The organism is Gemmobacter aquarius, assembly GCF_003060865.1.
In the GTDB taxonomy this organism is placed as follows: domain Bacteria; phylum Pseudomonadota; class Alphaproteobacteria; order Rhodobacterales; family Rhodobacteraceae; genus Paragemmobacter; species Paragemmobacter aquarius.
Genome location: NZ_CP028918.1, coordinates 1,159,938 through 1,177,808, shown reverse-complemented (window position 1 = coordinate 1,177,808; position 17,871 = coordinate 1,159,938). Strand labels below are relative to the sequence as shown.

16 protein-coding genes and 1 pseudogene are annotated in these 17,871 nt (G+C 63.1%); 10 read left to right on the top strand and 7 right to left on the bottom strand.

Annotated features, from left to right (window positions below; translation table 11 throughout):
- Positions 1–147: 147 nt before the first annotated feature.
- The 5 genes from HYN69_RS05700 to HYN69_RS05680 all read left to right on the top strand — a co-directional run bounded on the left by HYN69_RS05700 (position 148) and on the right by HYN69_RS05680 (position 5,941).
- On the top strand, positions 148–1,158 hold the full coding sequence (locus HYN69_RS05700; protein WP_108434899.1) for an ABC transporter ATP-binding protein: 1,011 nt from the start codon (positions 148–150) through the stop codon (positions 1,156–1,158).
- A complete protein-coding gene (locus HYN69_RS05695; protein ID WP_108434898.1) occupies positions 1,151–2,224 on the top strand; it encodes an ABC transporter ATP-binding protein in 1,074 nt (357 codons plus the stop codon). The genes HYN69_RS05700 and HYN69_RS05695 overlap by 8 nt, the downstream gene beginning before the upstream one ends.
- On the top strand, positions 2,221–3,924 hold the full coding sequence (locus HYN69_RS05690; RefSeq protein WP_108434897.1) for a peptide ABC transporter substrate-binding protein: 1,704 nt from the start codon (positions 2,221–2,223) through the stop codon (positions 3,922–3,924). The genes HYN69_RS05695 and HYN69_RS05690 overlap by 4 nt, the downstream gene beginning before the upstream one ends.
- A 96-nt stretch (positions 3,925–4,020) precedes the next feature.
- Complete coding sequence (locus HYN69_RS05685; protein WP_108434896.1) at positions 4,021–5,028, top strand: ABC transporter permease; 1,008 nt, start codon at positions 4,021–4,023, stop codon at positions 5,026–5,028.
- On the top strand, positions 5,021–5,941 hold the full coding sequence (locus tag HYN69_RS05680; protein WP_108434895.1) for an ABC transporter permease: 921 nt from the start codon (positions 5,021–5,023) through the stop codon (positions 5,939–5,941). The genes HYN69_RS05685 and HYN69_RS05680 overlap by 8 nt, the downstream gene beginning before the upstream one ends.
- Positions 5,942–6,028: 87 nt before the next feature.
- Here the strand turns inward: HYN69_RS05680 and HYN69_RS05675 are convergent, their stop codons facing one another.
- The 5 genes from HYN69_RS05675 to HYN69_RS05655 form a co-directional block, all read right to left on the bottom strand.
- A complete protein-coding gene (locus HYN69_RS05675; protein WP_108434894.1) occupies positions 6,029–7,312 on the bottom strand; it encodes a DUF3422 family protein in 1,284 nt (427 codons plus the stop codon).
- A gap of 166 nt (positions 7,313–7,478) precedes the next feature.
- Positions 7,479–8,486 (bottom strand): alpha/beta hydrolase family protein, encoded by a 1,008-nt coding sequence (locus tag HYN69_RS05670; RefSeq protein WP_216824659.1) that lies wholly within the window; start codon positions 8,484–8,486, stop codon positions 7,479–7,481.
- A gap of 101 nt (positions 8,487–8,587) precedes the next feature.
- Positions 8,588–10,036, bottom strand: a complete 1,449-nt coding sequence (locus HYN69_RS05665) for an NAD(P)(+) transhydrogenase (Re/Si-specific) subunit beta (protein WP_108434892.1) — start codon at positions 10,034–10,036, stop codon at positions 8,588–8,590.
- Between the two features lie 10 nt (positions 10,037–10,046).
- Entirely contained in the window at positions 10,047–11,624 is a 1,578-nt protein-coding gene (locus HYN69_RS05660; protein ID WP_108437052.1) for a Re/Si-specific NAD(P)(+) transhydrogenase subunit alpha, read from the bottom strand.
- Positions 11,625–11,700: 76 nt separating this feature from the next.
- Positions 11,701–12,144, bottom strand: coding sequence for a methyltransferase family protein (locus tag HYN69_RS05655; protein ID WP_108434891.1), 444 nt, complete (start codon positions 12,142–12,144; stop codon positions 11,701–11,703).
- Positions 12,145–12,364: 220 nt separating this feature from the next.
- On the opposite strand from HYN69_RS05655, the gene kynU reads away from it, so the two are divergent.
- From kynU to HYN69_RS05640, 4 genes and pseudogenes are all read left to right on the top strand, one after another.
- Positions 12,365–13,561 carry a kynureninase gene (gene kynU / locus HYN69_RS05650; protein ID WP_108434890.1) on the top strand — a complete coding sequence of 399 codons (1,197 nt, stop codon included), beginning with the start codon at positions 12,365–12,367 and terminating at the stop codon, positions 13,559–13,561.
- A complete protein-coding gene (locus tag HYN69_RS21155; RefSeq protein ID WP_216824658.1) occupies positions 13,561–13,719 on the top strand; it encodes a hypothetical protein in 159 nt (52 codons plus the stop codon). The genes kynU and HYN69_RS21155 overlap by 1 nt, the downstream gene beginning before the upstream one ends.
- A gap of 27 nt (positions 13,720–13,746) precedes the next feature.
- Positions 13,747–14,609: pseudogene (kynA, locus tag HYN69_RS05645) on the top strand (tryptophan 2,3-dioxygenase).
- Between the two features lie 97 nt (positions 14,610–14,706).
- A complete protein-coding gene (locus HYN69_RS05640; protein WP_108434889.1) occupies positions 14,707–15,525 on the top strand; it encodes a L,D-transpeptidase in 819 nt (272 codons plus the stop codon).
- Positions 15,526–15,629: 104 nt separating this feature from the next.
- Here HYN69_RS05640 and HYN69_RS05635 read toward each other — a convergent pair whose 3' ends face one another.
- Positions 15,630–16,319: a D-lyxose/D-mannose family sugar isomerase gene (locus HYN69_RS05635; RefSeq protein ID WP_108434888.1), complete on the bottom strand. Its 690-nt coding sequence runs from the start codon at positions 16,317–16,319 to the stop codon at positions 15,630–15,632.
- A gap of 145 nt (positions 16,320–16,464) precedes the next feature.
- Entirely contained in the window at positions 16,465–17,280 is an 816-nt protein-coding gene (locus tag HYN69_RS05630) for a gamma-glutamyl-gamma-aminobutyrate hydrolase family protein (RefSeq protein WP_108437051.1), read from the bottom strand.
- Positions 17,281–17,505: 225 nt separating this feature from the next.
- Between HYN69_RS05630 and copM the strand changes: the two genes are divergently transcribed.
- Positions 17,506–17,868, top strand: a complete 363-nt coding sequence (gene copM, locus HYN69_RS05625) for a CopM family metallochaperone (RefSeq protein ID WP_108434887.1) — start codon at positions 17,506–17,508, stop codon at positions 17,866–17,868.
- Positions 17,869–17,871 lie beyond the last annotated feature (3 nt).

The following is a 17,871-nucleotide window of genomic DNA, read 5'->3' as shown; positions in this document are numbered from 1 at the left end:
CAAGTCCGGCCAGAGTGACGTTAGGTCATGCGTGACAAGACTGTTGCGGCAACGGTTTTTTCGTGACAGTCTGCAGCAAGGCCAGCCCGGACTGCAAAGGGACTGCGCCATTAATGAATAAGAATAAAGACCTGGGGGGTCCGATCCATGCCCGATGGGGCCATGCCCGTACTTGATGTACGGGGGCTGAAGACCGTTTTCCGCACCCGTAGCGGAGAGATCCATGCCGTAAACTCGGTCAGCTTCACGCTGAAACCGGGCGAGCTTTTGGGCGTGGTGGGCGAAAGCGGGTCTGGAAAATCTGTGACCATGATGTCGCTGATCGGGCTTTTGCCCTCGCCTCCGGCCGAAGTGCGGGCGGGTCAGGTTTTGCTTGGCGATCGTGACCTTCTCAAGATCGCGCCGCGCGAATTGCAGGATGTGCGGGGGGCCAAGGTGGGCTTCGTGTTCCAGGACCCGATGACCAGCCTGAACCCCGTGTTCAACGTGGGCAGCCAGATCATGGAGCCCTTGATGCGGCACATGGGCATGACCCGCGCGCAAGCCGAGGTGCGGGCGGCCGAACTTCTGGCGCTTGTCGGCATCCCCGATGCGAAAAAGCGGCTCAGGGCCTATCCGCACCAGTTTTCCGGCGGGATGCGACAGCGCGTGATGATTGCGATCGCGCTGGCCTGCGACCCCGATGTGCTGATTGCCGACGAACCCACGACCGCTTTGGACGTGACGATTCAGGCGCAGATCATCGAACTGGTGAAAGACCTGCGCCAGAAGCTCGGCATGGCCATCATCTGGATCACGCATGACCTTGGCGTGATCGCGGGGATAGCCGACCGTGTGATGGTGATGTATGGCGGCCAGGTGGTGGAACAGGCCCCGGTGGCCGAGCTGTTCGCCAACCCGCGCCACCCCTATACGCGTGCGCTTCTAAAGACGATCCCTTCGCTTTCAGGCGAACGGGGCGCACGGTTGCAGGTGATCGAAGGCCAGCCCCCGATCATGACTGCCGACCCTGTGGCCTGCCCGTTCCGTGCCCGTTGCGCGCACCGCTTCGACCGCTGCGACGCCGAAAACCCGGCCCGCCGCGCTGTCGATGGCCGCGCGGTGGGCCATGGCCATGACGTGGCCTGTCACTGGACGCCGGAGACTGCGGATGCGTGACGAAGGCCCCCAGCCCCTTGTGCAGGTGCGTGATCTGAAGATGCATTTCCCGATCTACGCGGGCCTGCTGCGCCGCCGTTCCGGCGAGGTAAAGGCAGTTGACGGCATCAGCTTCGACATCATGCCGGGCGAGACCCTCGGATTGGTCGGCGAATCCGGCTGCGGAAAGTCTACCGTGGGCCGCGCTCTCTTGCGGCTTTACGCGCCCACGGCAGGGTCGGTGGTGATCGACGGCGAGGATGTCGCAACGCTTACGCCCGAGGCGCTGCGAAAGAAGCGCCCGAGCATGCAAATGGTGTTTCAGGACCCCCAAGCCAGCCTGAACCCGCGCATGACGCTGGCCGCCATCATCGGCGAGCCGCTTGAAGAACACACCAGCCTGTCCAGCGCCGAAAAACTGGCGCGCGTGCATGAATTGATGGATCAGGTCGGGCTGAACCGCGCCTTTGCCAACCGCTACCCGCACGAATTTTCCGGCGGGCAGCGCCAGCGCATAGGGATCGCGCGGGCTTTGGCACTGAACCCCAAATTCATCGTCTGCGACGAACCCATCGCCGCACTCGACGTGTCGATCCAAGCGCAGGTGGTCAATCTGCTCGAGGATTTGCAAGAGCGGCTTGGCCTGACCTACCTGTTCATCAGCCACGACCTGTCGATGGTGCGCCATATCGCCGACCGTGTTGCGGTGATGTATCTGGGCCAGATCGCCGAGCTTTCGCCGCGTGATGCGCTTTATGCCCGCCCCCTGCACCCCTATGCCCAGGCCCTGCTGTCCGCCGTCCCCGAGGCCGACCCCGCGCGCGAGGCGACGCGGCGGCGCATCATCCTGCAAGGCGATGTGCCCTCGCCCGCCAATCCGCCGCAGGGATGTAACTTTTGCACCCGCTGCCCCAAGGTCTTTGACCGGTGCCGCGTGGACGAACCCGTCCTGACCGAGGTGGAACCGGGGCGCTTTGTCGCCTGCCATCTTGTGACCGACAGAATGACCGGCGGGCAACGACCCGCAGGCGCCGAGGCGGCAAGGCAAGAGAGAGCCGAGCACGAACAACAAGGAGAGGTAACATGAAACTCAAGACCGCCCTTCTGGGCGCGGTGGCCGCGTTTGCGCTGGCACCGGCTGCACATGCCGAACGCGGAAGCGACGGCGAAGTGAAAATCTTTTACTATCAGGCCGTTTCGGTCCTGAACGCCTATCTCTCGGCGGGCACCAAGGACGTGGAAGCCGGTTCGCTGGTTCTCGAACCGCTTGCCGGCTTCGATCAGGACGGCAACCTTTACCCCCGTCTGGTCGATGACATCCCGACCGCCGAAAACGGCGGTATTTCGGCCGACCAGACCCAGATCACATGGAAACTGAAAGACGGAATCCTGTGGTCAGACGGAACGCCGCTTACCTCGGCCGACGTCAAATTCACGTGGGAATACTGCACCAACCCCGATGGCGGCTGCGCTCAGGCTGCCAAATACGAAGGCGTCAAGGCGATCGACACGCCCGACGCGAAGACGGTCGTGATCACCTTCGAAGCACCCAAACCCTATCCCTATCAGCCCTTTACCGGCGGTACGGCGCCGATCCTGCAAAAGGCGCAGTTCGAAGCCTGCCTTGGCGCGGCTGCGGCCAGCTGCACCGAGCAGAATTCGAAACCCATCGGCACCGGCCCCTTCATTGTCACCGACTTCAAGGTCAATGACGTGGTGACGCTGGAAGCGAACCCGAACTACCGCGATCCGGCGAAACCCGCCTTCGCCAAGGTCACCCTGAAAGGCGGCGGCGACGCGCTGGCTGCAGCCTCGGCAGTCATGGAAACCGGCGAATTCGACTACGCCTGGAACACCCAGATCAACCCCGACCAGCAGGCCCAGATGGAGGCCGGCGGCAAGGGTAAATTCGTCAACGCCTTCGGCACCCTCGTCGAACGCATCGAAGTCAACCTGACCGATCCCTCGGCCGACCTGCCAGAAGGCGAGCGTTCGACCGTCAAGCACCCGCACCCGATCTTCTCGGACGCCAATGTTCGCAAGGCCCTGTCGATGGCCATCGACCGCCAGACTCTGGTCGATGTCGGCTACGGCGGCGCGGGTCGCCCGACCTGCAACCTCGTTCCCGCCCCTGCCGCCTATGCCTCGGACAACACCGGCTGTCTGACGCAGGACATGGAAGGCGCAAAGGCCCTGCTCGAAGCGGCGGGCTGGGTCGACACCGACGGTGACGGCGTCCGTGAAAAGGACGGCAAGAAACTGTCCATCGTCTACCAATCGACCGTAAACCCCGTGCGTCAGGATTTCCAGGCGCTGATCAAGGGCTGGTGGAACGAGGCCGGCATCGAAGTCGAGCTGAAATCCATCGACCCGGGCGTCTTCTTCGGCGGTGACGCGGCATCCCCCGACACGTTCCAGAAGTTCTACGCCGACGTCGAGATGTACGCCAACAACTTCGACGGCACCGACCCCGAGCCCTACATGGCGCAATATCTCTGCGACAAGATACCCGGACCGGACACCCAATGGCAGGGCGAAAACATCAACCGTTTCTGCGATCCGGCCTATGACGCCATGCTCAAGGAACTGTCCACGACCGGCGATCCGACCAAGCGCGGCGATCTGGTCAAGAAGATGAACGACATGCTGACCAAGGAAAGCAACGCGATCATCCCGCTCGTCGACCGCGGGCGCTTTTCGGCACAGTCCAACACGCTTGGCGGTTTCGTCATGAACGCGTGGGACGCCGAACTGTGGAACGCGCAAGACTGGTTCCGCGTGAAGTAATCTCGATGGGGCGCGGCGGTGAAGCAAGCACCGCCGCGCCTTTCTTCCAGTCATCGGGCAGCGGCCCGACAGGTTCAGTGGATCGGAAACCCGCGCATGTTTGCCTATACGCTCAGGCGATTGCTGACCGCGATCCCGACGCTTCTGATGATCAGCCTCGTGATCTTCCTTTTGGTCGATCTGGCCCCCGGCAGCCCCTTGTCGGAAATCCCGCTGACTGTCCCGCCAGAGGTGCGCGCCAAGATGATCAAGGCGATGGGGGCCGACCAACCGGTCTTTGTGCGCTATGTCCTGTGGCTGAAACAGTTCTTCTGGATCGAGCCGATGTATCTGCTCGACGGGATTTTCGGCACCGATTTCGCGGGGGGGGCGCAGCGCATCATCTCGTGGCAGTCGAAGGTCCCGGTGTTCCAGATCATCGGCGAGCGCCTGCCCCAGACCCTGACGGTCGTGGGGTCGGCCTATGTGATCGGCGTGCTGATTGCCCTGCCCATCGGCATCTATTCGGCCTACCGGCAGTATTCGTGGTTCGATCAGGCGGGCACCTTCTTTGCCATGGTCGGTTTTTCGGTGCCGACCTTCTTTACCGGCAACGTGCTGATCCTGATCTTCTCGGTCAAGCTGGGCTGGTTTCCCACCATCTTCGACACCAACCTTGCCGTGACCGACTGGGAAAGCTTTTACAAGATGGTCATGCAAATGGCGCTGCCCGTCACGGTTCTGGCCCTGTTCAATGCCGCCGAGATCAGCCGCTACACCCGGTCATCGGTGCTGGAAAACCTCGGGCAGGATTATGTGCGCACGGCGCGGGCCAAGGGGGTGCGCGAAGCGCCGGTGCTGCTGCGCCACGTACTGCGGAATTCGCTGATCCCGGTCGTTACCGTCATCGCCCTCGGCCTGCCCACGGTCTTTGGCGGGGCAATCGTCACCGAGCAGATCTTCAAGATCAACGGCATAGGCGCCGCGCTGATCGGGGCCATCCATGTCAGTGATCTGCCGACCGTGCAGACCATCACCTTTATCTTCGCCGTGCTGATCGTCGCCTTCAACCTGATTGCGGACATCCTGTATGGTATTCTCGATCCGAGGATCCGCTATGACTGAGGCCACCATGGTGCAACGCGCGCGCGGGCCATGGGCCGCCGTCTGGTCACAGTTCCGCAGGCATCGGGGTGCGATGGCGGCACTGGTGCTGATGGGCCTGCTTGCGGGCTTTGTCTTCATCGGACCGTTCTTGTGGCGGATCGACCCGAACTTCATCGAGAAGGACGCGGTCAAGATGCTGAAACTCCGCAACCTTGCCCCCAGCCTTGGCCACCCGCTCGGAACTGACCAACTTGGCCGCGACATGCTGGCGCGGCTGATGTTCGGCGGGCGCATCTCGCTTGCGGTAGGGCTGGTGGCCATGCTGGTCGCCATATTCATCGGCACGACCGTCGGGGTTCTGGCGGGCTACTTCCGCAAGCTGGACGGCTGGCTGATGCGCCTGACCGACCTGTTTCTGGCGCTTCCGCTGCTGCCCCTGCTCTTGGTGATGATCTTCCTGTTCCGCGACTCGATCGCGGGCATCCTCGGGCCGCGGCTGGGGACGTTCCTGCTGATCGTGGTCGCCATCGGGGTGACAAGCTGGATGCAGGCCGCCCGCGTGGTGCGGGGCGAGGTGCTGGCGCTGAAAGAGCGCGAATTCGTGCTCGCTGCGCGGTCCATCGGCACACCCGACCGCCGCATCATCACGCGCCATATCCTGCCCAATGTGCTCTCGCCCGTGCTGGTCGCGGCAACCTTGGGCATTGCCGCCGCGATCATCACCGAAAGCGTGCTGTCGTTTCTAGGCCTCGGCTTTCCGCCGGATTTTCCGACATGGGGCAGGCTGCTGTTCGACGGCATCGCCGATATCCGCACCTCGCCCGAGCGGGTGGTCTGGCCGGGACTTGCCATCTCGCTGACGGTGCTGTCGGTGAACTACATCGGCGACGGCCTGCGCGACGCTTTGGACCCCCGCATCCGCGGGCGGTAACGATTTTTCTGCGAAAAATCGAGGGGGGCTTTCCGCCCCCTCGCCCCTGCGGGGCTCACCCCCCGAGGATATTTTTCCAGCGTGACATCAGTCGAAGTGGTTGCGGATGCGACGCACCATCAGCCAGACGCCCAAAAGCACGAGCGGCGTCAGCATCGCCATCAGCACGCCGTGGCTGATGTGGAACGGGTGCGCCAAGGGTTCCAGCGCATAGGCGGCAAGGTTCACCGCATAATAGCTGATCGCCACGGTGGACAACCCCTCGACCGTGCGCTGCAGGCGCAGTTGCAGGTCGGCGCGGCGATCCATGCTTTCCAGCAGTTTCTGGTTCTGCGCCGAGCGTTCGACATCGACCCGCGTCCGAAGCAATTCGGCAGCGCGCTGCGCCCGTTCCGCCATGCTGCGAAGCCGCGCCTCGGCCGATTTCACGGTCCGCATGGCAGGATCATAGCGGCGCATCATGAATTCGCCAAAGGTCTGGCGGCCTTGAATCCGCTCTTCGCGCAGGGCGCTGATGCGTTGGGTCACGATGGCTTCATAGGCGGCGGTCGCGCCAAAGCGGAAGGTGTAGTTGACCGCAAGGCTTTCGAGTTCCGACGAGATGGTCAACAACTCGTGCAGCGCCGCTTCGGGTGACCGCTCGGTCGTATCGAGCGCCGAGACCAGCCCCGAAAGCTGCGGATCAAGCGCATTGAGCCGCGTGGTCAGCTGCCGCGCCCGCATCAGCCCCAGCATCGACACCGAACGGTAAGTCTCGATCTCGCACAGGCGCTGCACGATGCGCCCGATGCGGCGCTCACCCGTGCCCGGGCGCACAAAGACCGCGAAACGCATGTGCCCCGCCGGATCGATGCGGAAATCACCCGCGACGATTGCCGCGCCATCGACCACGCGGCTGACCGCAAGGCTTTCGGGAACGAACCAGTCCTCGAGCTTGTTCATGATGCCCGCTTCGTCATCGGGCAGGTTCTCGACCCGGATCAGCACCGAACAGACGCGCTTTCCGGGCGCTGCGGCAAGCCAGTCTTCGGGGAACACCTCGGCTTCCGCGGGGGCAAAGGGGCGGTCGGAGACGCCTTTGACAAAGGCGGAATAGGTCACGAATTCGGTGTGGCTTTCCCACTTCAGTTCGGCCCGCCCGATGCTGCCCGAAAAATGCGTGGCATCGGGCTGCGGATGGGCCGATCCGTTGCGGTCCAGAAGCGCCAGAAGATGGGCGCGGTCTAGACCACGGTCACGGTTCGCGGCAGCAACCGGTTCCTTGATCGCAACATAGACCGCATGGCACGGCGCTTCGAGCGACGGGAAAGGCCGCGCGTGCAACTCGTTCACAAGGGCGTAGCGCAGCGGGTGATCTGAAATGCTTGGCATGGAGGTCCTGTGGCGTTTCCTGTCAGATAGGGCGGGCTGCGCTTCATCTCCATGAAATTGCAGGAATACGCGGGTATGCAATGGGGTTGTTGCAGAAAAGCAAAGGCCCCGCCGTACGGAAAGGCCCGATGCACATTGCTTTTGCAGTTTTCCGGTTTGCCCGCGCCTACAACCTGTCCGTCAGAAACGTTCCGATCATCTGCACAAGTTCGGCCTGTATCTCGCCCCGGTCGCGGAGCCCACGGTCCGAGCAGATGTTATCATCGCCTGCCAGGGCAATCATCACGACACCAAGCAGACTGCACCGCGCGAGAAAACTGAAGTGGCGCGCCCCCGGAACCGTCCGGTATTCGATAGCCGGATTTACGGCAGCGAGTCCGTCGGCTTGCATCGCGAGCGGTATTTCCCCATCCGAACCCAGGTTGATGACGAGGGACGGCGGAAGGCGGGTCAGGCTGTGTTTGCGCATGGCACGGGTCAACGCGGGATCGATCGCCACGACAGCTTTGATCCTTTGATCGCGATTGTCTCTTTCATACTTCGGCGCGTCTATCTGGCTGAAATCGACACCGCCTTCGGCCAACCATCCGCAATCGTCTTGGCCGGCATTCGCAGCGCAATACTGGATGAAATCATCCTTTGACAGTCGCGCGCCCGCGGACAAAAGGACCGATGCGCCACCCAAAGAAAAGCCCAATGCTCCGACACGGTTCATATCGGGCACCATGCCTTGGGGTGCATCCGCTTGAAGATAATCAAGAATGGTCGACAAGTCCTCGGTCCGCTCCCAAGGCATGACCGTCCTGCTTGGCTGGCTATCCCCCGATGTCGTTCCGGGATGATTGACTGCGGCGACGATGATGCCCTTTGACGCGAGGGCGGAACCGATCCAGCCAAGACGCTCGGCGTTGCCACCGGAACCATGGGACAAAAGGACGAGTGGATGGGAAATGCCATCGCCGACTGCGTCACGTCTTGCGTGGAAGCCATAGAACAGGGCGTTCTGTCCGATCAGAGTAATCTGCCCTGCGGAGGCCGGATACCACAGGTGCAGGTCCAAACCGTCTGGTCGATGCGCGGCAGCGATGTGGGTTACGCGGTAAGCGGGCGCTTCGGACGGGATATCACCCACGCGGGTGTCGATCAGCGCGACAAGACCCAGCAAGGCTGCCACCAACGCTGCGCAAGCCACCGCGATCCGGACAAACCATTTAAACATCGGGCACCAAGGAAACGGAACAGTTCGGGGCGGCCCTAGGGGCCGCCCGTCATTTCTCAGTCGATCATCGGCAACAGCGCGTCGAGCGACTTTTTCGCGTCGCCGTAGAACATGCGCGTGTTCTCCTTGAAGAACAGCGGGTTCTCGATGCCCGAATAGCCGGTGCCCTGCCCGCGCTTCGACACGAAGACCTGCTTGGCCTTCCAGCATTCCAGAACCGGCATGCCGGCAATGGGGCTGTTGGGGTCTTCCTGTGCGGCGGGGTTCACGATGTCGTTCGAGCCGATGACGATCGCCACATCGGTCGTGGGGAAATCGTCGTTGATCTCGTCCATTTCCAGCACGATGTCGTAGGGCACCTTCGCCTCGGCCAGCAGCACGTTCATGTGCCCCGGCAAGCGCCCTGCAACGGGGTGGATGGCGAAACGCACGGTCTTGCCCTTGGCGCGCAGCTTGCGCGTCAGTTCCGACACCGATTGCTGCGCCTGTGCCACCGCCATGCCGTAGCCCGGAATGATGATGATCGAATCCGCATCGTTCAGCGCGGCCGCTACACCTTCGGCGTCGATGGCGATCTGTTCGCCGGTCACTTCCATCGCAGGGCCGGTGGTGCCACCGAAACCGCCAAGGATGACCGAAACGAAGGACCGGTTCATCGCCTTGCACATGATGTAAGACAGGATCGCACCGGAAGACCCGACCAGCGCGCCCACCACGATCAGCAAATCGTTCGACAGCGAAAAGCCGATCGCCGCCGCTGCCCAGCCGGAATAGCTGTTCAGCATCGACACGACCACGGGCATGTCGGCACCACCGATGCCCATGATCAGATGATAGCCGATGAACAGAGCGGCCAGCGTCATGACCACAAGCGCCAGTGTCGAGCCGGTCGAGAGATAGACGAACAGCAGCACCAGCGAAACGATCGCAGCACCCGCGTTCAGCACATGCCCGCCCGGCAGCTTTTTCGCTTTGCCGTCGACCTTGCCCGCCAGCTTGCCGAAGGCAATGACCGATCCGGTAAAGGTGACAGCCCCGATGAACACGCCAAGGAAGGTTTCCACACGCAGGATCGAGACCAGTGCGCCCGCCATCGGGTCATGCAGCTTGTGCACCAGCGTCGCGGCAAAGCCCGTCGCCGCCGCTTGCGCCGCCGCGTCCATGCCTTGGACGACAGCGAGTTCGATATGCGTATTGTAGCCGATGAACACAGCTGCAAGGCCCACAAGGCTGTGCATCGCCGCCACAAGTTGCGGCATCTCGGTCATCTGGACCTTTTGCGCCACATACCAGCCGATCACACCGCCCGCGGCGATCATGACGAGAGAGATCAGCCAGTTGCCCGCACCGGGTCCGTAAACCGTGGCGGCAACGGCCAGCGCCATGCCCACGATGCCGTACCAGACGGCCCGCTTGGCGCTTTCCTGCCCCGAAAGGCCGCCCAGCGACTGGATGAAAAGAACTGCCGCAACGACATAGGCAGCGGTTGTAAATCCGTATTCCATTCCGCGCCCCTTAAGACTTCTGGAACATGGCGAGCATGCGACGCGTCACCATGAAGCCACCGAAAATGTTGATGCCGGCCATGAAGACCGACAAGGCGGCAAGGATCACCACAAGCCAGTTGCCCGACCCGATCTGCATCAGCGCACCAAGGATGATGATCGACGAGATCGCGTTGGTCACCGCCATCAGCGGCGTGTGCAGGCTGTGCGACACGTTCCAGATCACCTGAACGCCGACATAGACAGACAGGACGAAGACGATGAAGTGGCTCATGAACGATGCCGGAGCGTAAAGCCCCGCCAGCAGGATCAGCGCGCCGCCGCCCAGCAGCATCCCCACCTGATTGCGGGTCTGTGCCTTGAAGGCGGCGGTTTCCTTGGCCCGCTTTTCCTCGGGCGTCAGTTCCTTGACCTTTTCCTTGGGCTTGGCAGCCGCAATCGCCGCGATCTTCGGCGGCGGTGGCGGGAAGGTGACCGCGCCGTCATGGGTGACGGTGGCGCCGCGGATCACGTCATCCTCCATGTTATGGAAGATCACGCCGTCCTTCTTGGGCGTAAGGTCGGTCAGCATGTGGCGGATGTTGGTGGAATAGAGCGTGCTGGCCTGTGCTGCCATCCGGCTGGGGAAATCGGTGTAGCCGACGATGGTCACGCCATTGTCGCTGACGATCTTCTGGTCTGCCACCGTCAGGTCGCAGTTGCCGCCCCGCTCGGCGGCCAAATCGACCACGACCGAGCCGGGCTTCATCATCGCCACCATGTCGGCAGTCCACAGCTTCGGCGCGGGCCGGCCGGGGATCAGAGCGGTGGTGATCACGATGTCCATATCGGGCGCAAGCTCGCGGAACTTGGCCAATTGCTTTGCCGCGAAAGCGGGGCTGGACGGGGCGGCATAGCCACCCGTCGCCGCGCCATCGGGCAATTCGCTGGCGTCGAATTCGAGATAGACGAAGGAAGCGCCCATCGATTCGATCTGCTCGGCCACTTCGGGCCGCACGTCGAAGGCGTGCACGATCGCACCCAAGGACACCGACGTGCCGATAGCAGCCAGACCGGCCACGCCGGCACCGACGATCAGCACCTTGGCAGGCGGCACCTTGCCCGCCGCCGTCACCTGACCGGTAAAGAAGCGGCCAAAGTTGGACCCCGCCTCGATCACGGCGCGGTAGCCGGCGATATTGGCCATCGAGGACAGCGCGTCCATCTTCTGGGCGCGGGAAATGCGCGGCACCATGTCCATGGCGATGACGGTGGCCCCCTGCGCCTTGCAGGTTTCCAGCAGTTCGGCATTCTGGGCAGGCCAGAAAAAGCTGATAAGCGTCTGGCCCTGACGAAGCATCTTGGCTTCCTTGGGCTCGGGTCCGCGCACCTTGACCACCACATCGGCAGCCTTGAACAGCGCCGCAGCGGTTTTCACCACCTCGACCCCTGCCGCCTCATAGGTTGCGTCGGAAAAGCCCGCCTTCAGCCCCGCGCCGCTTTCAATGACGCAAGTGTGCCCCAGCTTGGCCAGCGCAACGGCTGAATCCGGCGTCATCGCGACGCGGTTCTCGCCCTCGAATATCTCTTTCGGTGCCCCGATCTTCACGCTGTCTCCCCCGTAAGATTCTGCCAGACGCGACTTAGCATCGCGCAACAATATTTCAAAGACTTTCAGTCACAGCTCACAACCACCGCCGCACCCGAGTAGACCATTCGTCGAACGCACCATTGAACGCAAGCCGCAGACCGGCCTCTTCGGCCCGGATGAACCGCTCGCGGATCACCACCATGAACACCGGCACAAGCGGCAACGCCAGCGGAACATCCCACCACAGGATCGCCGCAAGCAAAACCGCCACATCGCCCAGATAGATCGGATTGCGCGACAGGCGGAAGACACCCGTGACCACCAGCGCCGATGCTGCCCGATGTGGAAGAACCGTGGTCCGCGCCCGCGCCATCTCGCGCAGTGCAAGGCCCATAAGACCAAGACCAAAGACCAGCAAGCCCGCCGCCAGCGCATCGCCCAGCGCACCGAACACCGTGACCGACAGCGCCTGCGCCATCAGCCAGACGACGCCCAGAAACAGCCCGAGCCAAACCGGCGGCAAGTCGAGCGTCATCATAGCTTTGCGTCCCCCTTGCATGGCATCTCTGTGCTGCGTCCCGCTTCGCGCGGGTGTTTCTTGTTCAGCCCAACGCGGCGATTGGCAAGACCTTCCCGCGAGAATCCGACATATCGCACGACATTTTCGCCATTTGCGCCGCAATCTGCCCGTTGTGCCCGCTGCCGCGAACGGGCACCCTGCGCGGCAAATAACGATCTGTGACGATCTGGAGCCTGCAATGACCACCGACTTTACCGCCACCCGTGCCATGTTCGACCTGCCGCAGGGGATCATTTACCTCGACGGCAATTCGCTCGGGCCGCTGCCGGTCGCGGCGGCGGCACGGGTCGCGCAGACGGTGCAGGCGGAATGGGGCCAGATGCTGATCACCGGCTGGAACAAGGCCGGATGGATGGACCAACCCGCGCGGGTCGGTGACAGGATCGCGAAACTGATCGGGGCGGAATCCGGCACGGTGGTGATGGGCGACACGCTGTCGATCAAGGTCTACCAAGCCCTCGCCTCGGCGCTTGAAATGAACCCCACCCGCCGCGTGATCCTGTCTGATACCGGCAACTTCCCCTCCGATCTTTACATGGCCGATGGCCTCGTGCGGACCTTGGGCAATGGCTATGCGCTCAAGACCGTCACGCCCGACGAGGTGATGGACGCGATCGACGAAACCGTCGCAGTCACCCTGATAACCGAGGTCGATTACCGCACCGGCCGCAAGCATGACATGGCGGCGATCACCGCCAAGGCCCATGCCATGGGCGCGCTGACGATCTGGGACCTTGCACATTCCGCAGGCGCGCTGCCCGTGCATCTGGCGCGGGTCGGTGCCGATTTCGCGGTCGGATGCAGCTACAAATACCTCAACTCGGGCCCCGGCGGCCCGGCCTTCATCTACGTCGCCCCGCGCCACGCCGAAACCGCCCGCCCTGCGCTTTCGGGCTGGTTGGGCCACGAATCTCCTTTCGCCTTCGACCTTGGCTACCGCCCCGGTCGCGGGTCGGAACGGATGCGCGTGGGTACTCCACCGGTGCTCCAACTGGCCGCATTGGAGGCTGCGCTCGATGTCTGGGACCATGTCGACATGAGCGACTTGCGCGCCCGCTCGCTGGAACTCGGCGATCTGTTCATCGCAGGGGTCGAGGCCGCATGCCCCGACCTGACGCTTGCCACGCCCCGCGCCCATGACATGCGCGGATCACAGGTCAGCTTCCGCCACGCCGAAGGCTACGCCATCATGCAGGCCCTGATCTCGCGCGGCGTGATCGGCGACTTCCGCGCCCCCGACATTTTGCGCTTCGGCTTCACCCCGCTTTACATCGGCGAGGCCGAGGTTCAGGCAGCGGTAACCATCCTGTCCGACATCATGCAGAACCGCCTTTGGGACCGGCCCGAATTCAAGGCACGAGCCAAGGTGACCTGATGACCCGCAGGCGCACGATTTTTCTGCGAAAAATCACGCCCACCCCCCCGCCGCGGCGCCCCTTGCCGCCGCTGTGCCGCCCCGCGGGCTGGATCGCCCAGTGGCGGCGCATCGGCGCGCTCTGCGTGCTCGACTGCAAGGGAGTTGCTTTTCTCTGACCCCATCCCTTTCAGGAGAAAACGCGAATGACCACCGAACCGACCGATACTGCCACAGGCTGCCCGTTCAACCCCGCCGATGACGGGGCGCAAACCGATTTCGACGCCCGGATGTCCTATGGCGACTATCTGCAGATCGACCGCATCCTGACCGCGCAACATTGCCTGACGCCCGCGCATGACGAGATGCTGTTCATCATCCAGCACCAGACCTCGGAGCTTTGGATGCGCCTTGCACTGCACGAACTTGACGCCGCACGCGCGATGATCGCCGCCGACCGCGTGCGCGAGGCGTTCAAGATGCTGGCGCGCGTCAGTCGCATCTTCGAGCAGCTCAACAACGCATGGGACGTGCTTCGCACCATGACCCCCGCCGATTACACGCGCTTTCGCGACGATCTCGGCCAGTCGTCGGGCTTCCAGTCGTGGCAATACCGGCTGATCGAATATGCGCTGGGAAACCGCAACACGGCGATGCTGGCCCCCACGCCCACCGCCCCGACCTGATGGCAAAGCTGCAAGCAGAACTCGCCCGCCCCTCGCTTTACGACGAGGCGCTGCGCCATCTTGCCCGCGCGGGCCTGCCCGTGCCGCAAGACCTGCTAAGCCGTGACCTTTCGGCCCCGTGGCAGATGCACGAAGGCCTGCGCGAAATCTGGGAAACCGTCTACCGTGATCCGGCCGCGCATTGGGAAGCCTATGAATTGGCCGAAAAGTTGGTCGATCTGGAGGATTACTTCCGCCGCTGGCGTTTCAACCACGTCACCACGGTCGAGCGGGTGATTGGGTTCAAACGCGGCACCGGTGGCACCTCGGGGGTGGCATATCTGCGCCGGATGCTCGAGGTGCGGCTTTTCCCCGAACTTTGGGAGGTCAGAACCCGCCTTTAGGGCTTTGACGGCGCCGGGGAGGAAGGCTAGGATTCGCACAAAGAGAACGTCGTGCCATTTTGCGCGGCGCAAAACCGGAAATGGCAGGATAAGACCCATGCGCCCTTCCTTTCGTCTTGCGACGGCGGCCCTCGCCGCCCTGTTCCTGAGCGGCTGCGTGCCCGATCAGGCGATGATCGATGCAGGGCTTGCCAAACCGCCCGAGCCAAAGATCGAACAGGGCGTCTATGTCTCGTCGATGGATGGCCGCTTTACCCTGCCCGCCGTTCCGGTCGAGAAGGTTCCGCCCGAATTCCAGCGCCAGACCGTCTATTACCCGACCGATCAGGCCCCCGGCACGATCATCATCGACACCGCTGCGCGGCACCTCTATCTGGTGACCGGCAAGAACATGGCGTTGCGCTATGGCATATCGGTCGGCAAGGCCGGTTTCGAATGGTCCGGCGAGGCGCTGATCACCAACCGCAAGGAATGGCCGACCTGGACGCCGCCGCCGGAAATGATCGACCGCAAGCCCGAGCTTGAAAAGTGGAAGGACGGCCAACCCGGCGGTCTGGAAAACCCGCTGGGCGCGCGGGCACTGTACCTGACGACGAACGGGATCGACTATGGCTACCGCATCCACGGCACGCCGGAATGGTTCTCGATCGGGCGCAATGCCTCGTCCGGCTGCATCCGCATGATCAACCAGGACGTGATCGACCTTTACGCCCGCGTGCAGGACGGCGCCAAGGTGATCGTGCTCAACCGCGACGGCTCGATCCCGACCAAGCTGACCCTGCCGCCGCCAGCGCCGAAAAAGCCCAAGCCTGCCGCGACACCGGCCCCTGTCCCCGCCGCCATGCCCGCCTTTAAACCGGGTCTGACCGGCGTGCCACCGGCCCTGATCGTGCCGCCGCCCGCAACCACCAACTGATCGGACAATGGACATCGCCCCCTCTCAAATATCCTCGGGGGGAAGGCGCGCAACGCCGTGGGGGGGGGCGGAAAGCTCCCCACGATTTTTCGCAGAAAAACCGGTCAGCGGGGCAGCCAGCTGTCGTAATCGCTGACGAGCAGATGCGTCGGCGCCACGTCTTCCTCGATCTCGGCGAAGCGGCCGATGGGCTGGACATAGATATTGTCGATCAGGTCGTCGTTCACGGTCGAGACCTCGCCGATCAGCACATCGCCGCCCTCGCCCCAAAAGGCGTGCCAGTCGCCGGGCATCAGCGTGACGCTTTCGCCCGGCGCGAGTTTCAGCTTCATCCCCGGCGTATAGGGCACATCGAGCCCGTCACAGCGCACCATGCCGCCACGATCCGGCGCGAAATTGCCTTTGTCGTCCGATCCGTAAAGCTCGATCACCAGCGTGGCCCCGCCCCGGTTGATGATATCTTCGGCCTTTAGAAAGTGCGTGTGCGTGGGCGACAATTGGTCCTGCCGCGAGATCAGCAGCTTTTCGGCATAGCACATGCCCCCGCCGCGCTTGAGATCAGCCAATTGGCCATTGCGCAGGGTGAAGAGGAACAGCCCCATCTCGTCGAACTTCTCGGCCCCGAAATCGGTGATGTCCCAGCCCATGCGGGCATCGATGATCCGCCCCGCCTGTGCTGCCTTGGCCTTGAACTCGTCCGGCGTCCAATAGGCAAAGGGCGGCAGCACGAAGCCGTAGTGGCGGATCATCTCGTCCGCCGCCGCCATGATGTCATTGATGCGCGAGCGTTTCATTCAGGGCCTCCCAAGCCGGTCTTTGGCGTATGGTAAAACGTTTTCGCAAGCCTCGACAAGGCGCTCTGTGCCGTGACCCCGGAAAGGGCCGTCTGCCCTTCCCGGACCCATCCCGAGGATATTTGCACCAGCGTGAAAGGGGCAGTCAGGCAGAGACCGGAATGGCAGGCACCACGGGCCGGACGCCCTGCGCCCAAGCCGCGACAGCCGCGCCGAAGGCCGTGAAGAGCGGGCGTGACACCGGATCTCCGATCGCGTTCCATTCGGGGTGCCACTGCACCGAAAGCGTGAACCCCGGCGCATCCTTGACATAGATCGCTTCGGGCGTGCCGTCGGGCGCGTGGCCATCGATCACGATGCGCCCCCCCGGACGGGCTATGCCTTGGCCGTGCAGTGTGTTGGTCATCACCTCGGGCGCGCCCATCAGGCGGTGGAAGACCCCGCCTTCGACGAAGCGCACGGGGTGACGCAGGGCGAACTTTTCCTCGATCGTGCCATCGGGTGGCATGCGGTGGTTCATCCGTCCCGGCAGATCGCGGATTTCGGGGTGCAGCGTGCCGCCAAGGGCCACGTTCACCTCTTGAAAGCCGCGGCAAATGCCGAGAAAGGGCTGGCCCCGTTCGACGCAGGCGCGGATCAGCGGCAGGGTGACCGCATCGCGGCAGCGGTCAAAGCAGCCATGCGCGGGGGTCTCTTCCTCGCCGTATTCGCTGGGGTGCACGTTCGGGCGCCCCCCCGTCAGCAAAAAGCCGTCGCAAAGGTCGAGGAGTTCGGCGACCGACACGAAGCGCGGGTCAGACGGGATGATCAGCGGCAGGCAGCCCGAGACCTGCGCGACCGCTTCGGAATTCATCACGCCGCCTGCATGCACGGCATATTCCGAATTCAGAAGGCTCATGTTGCCAATGATGCCGACGACCGGTCTGCGGTCATGGCTGCGGCAAGGGCTTGGGCTGGTCATGGCGCGTTCATCCACCTGTTACGCAAAGAATAGGCAGAACCTGCGCTGTCGTGAAGGGAAAACCCTTCACTTCGCTGTGCAGCACCGCACGACCTGCCCGCTCTTTATGCAGCAGCCCCGAAGGAGGCGGAGAAGTGCGCTGCATGGTCACGCAGTTGCGACTTGCGTTCCAGCCACTGGAAGGGCGCAAAAGAAAGGGAGACTCACCCACGAACAGGCTGACCCATGAAAAAGACCGCTCTTCTTGTCGCCACGCTGATGCTCGCCGCACCTGCCGCCCGGGCCGAGACGATGACCCATTCGACCGACCATTCCGGCCACATGATGGCGGGAGATGCGGCCACGCAGGCCTACCGCGATGCCAATATGGCCATGCATCAGGGCATGGACATCGAATACACCGGCGATGCGGATATCGATTTCGTCACCGGCATGATCGCCCATCACCAAGGCGCCATCGACATGGCCAGGATCGTACTGGAACACGGGTCCGACCCCGAGATCAGGAAACTCGCCGAAGGAATCGTCGCCGCGCAGGAAAGCGAGATCGCCTTCATGCGCGACTGGCTGGCAAAGAACGGTCAGTAAGGC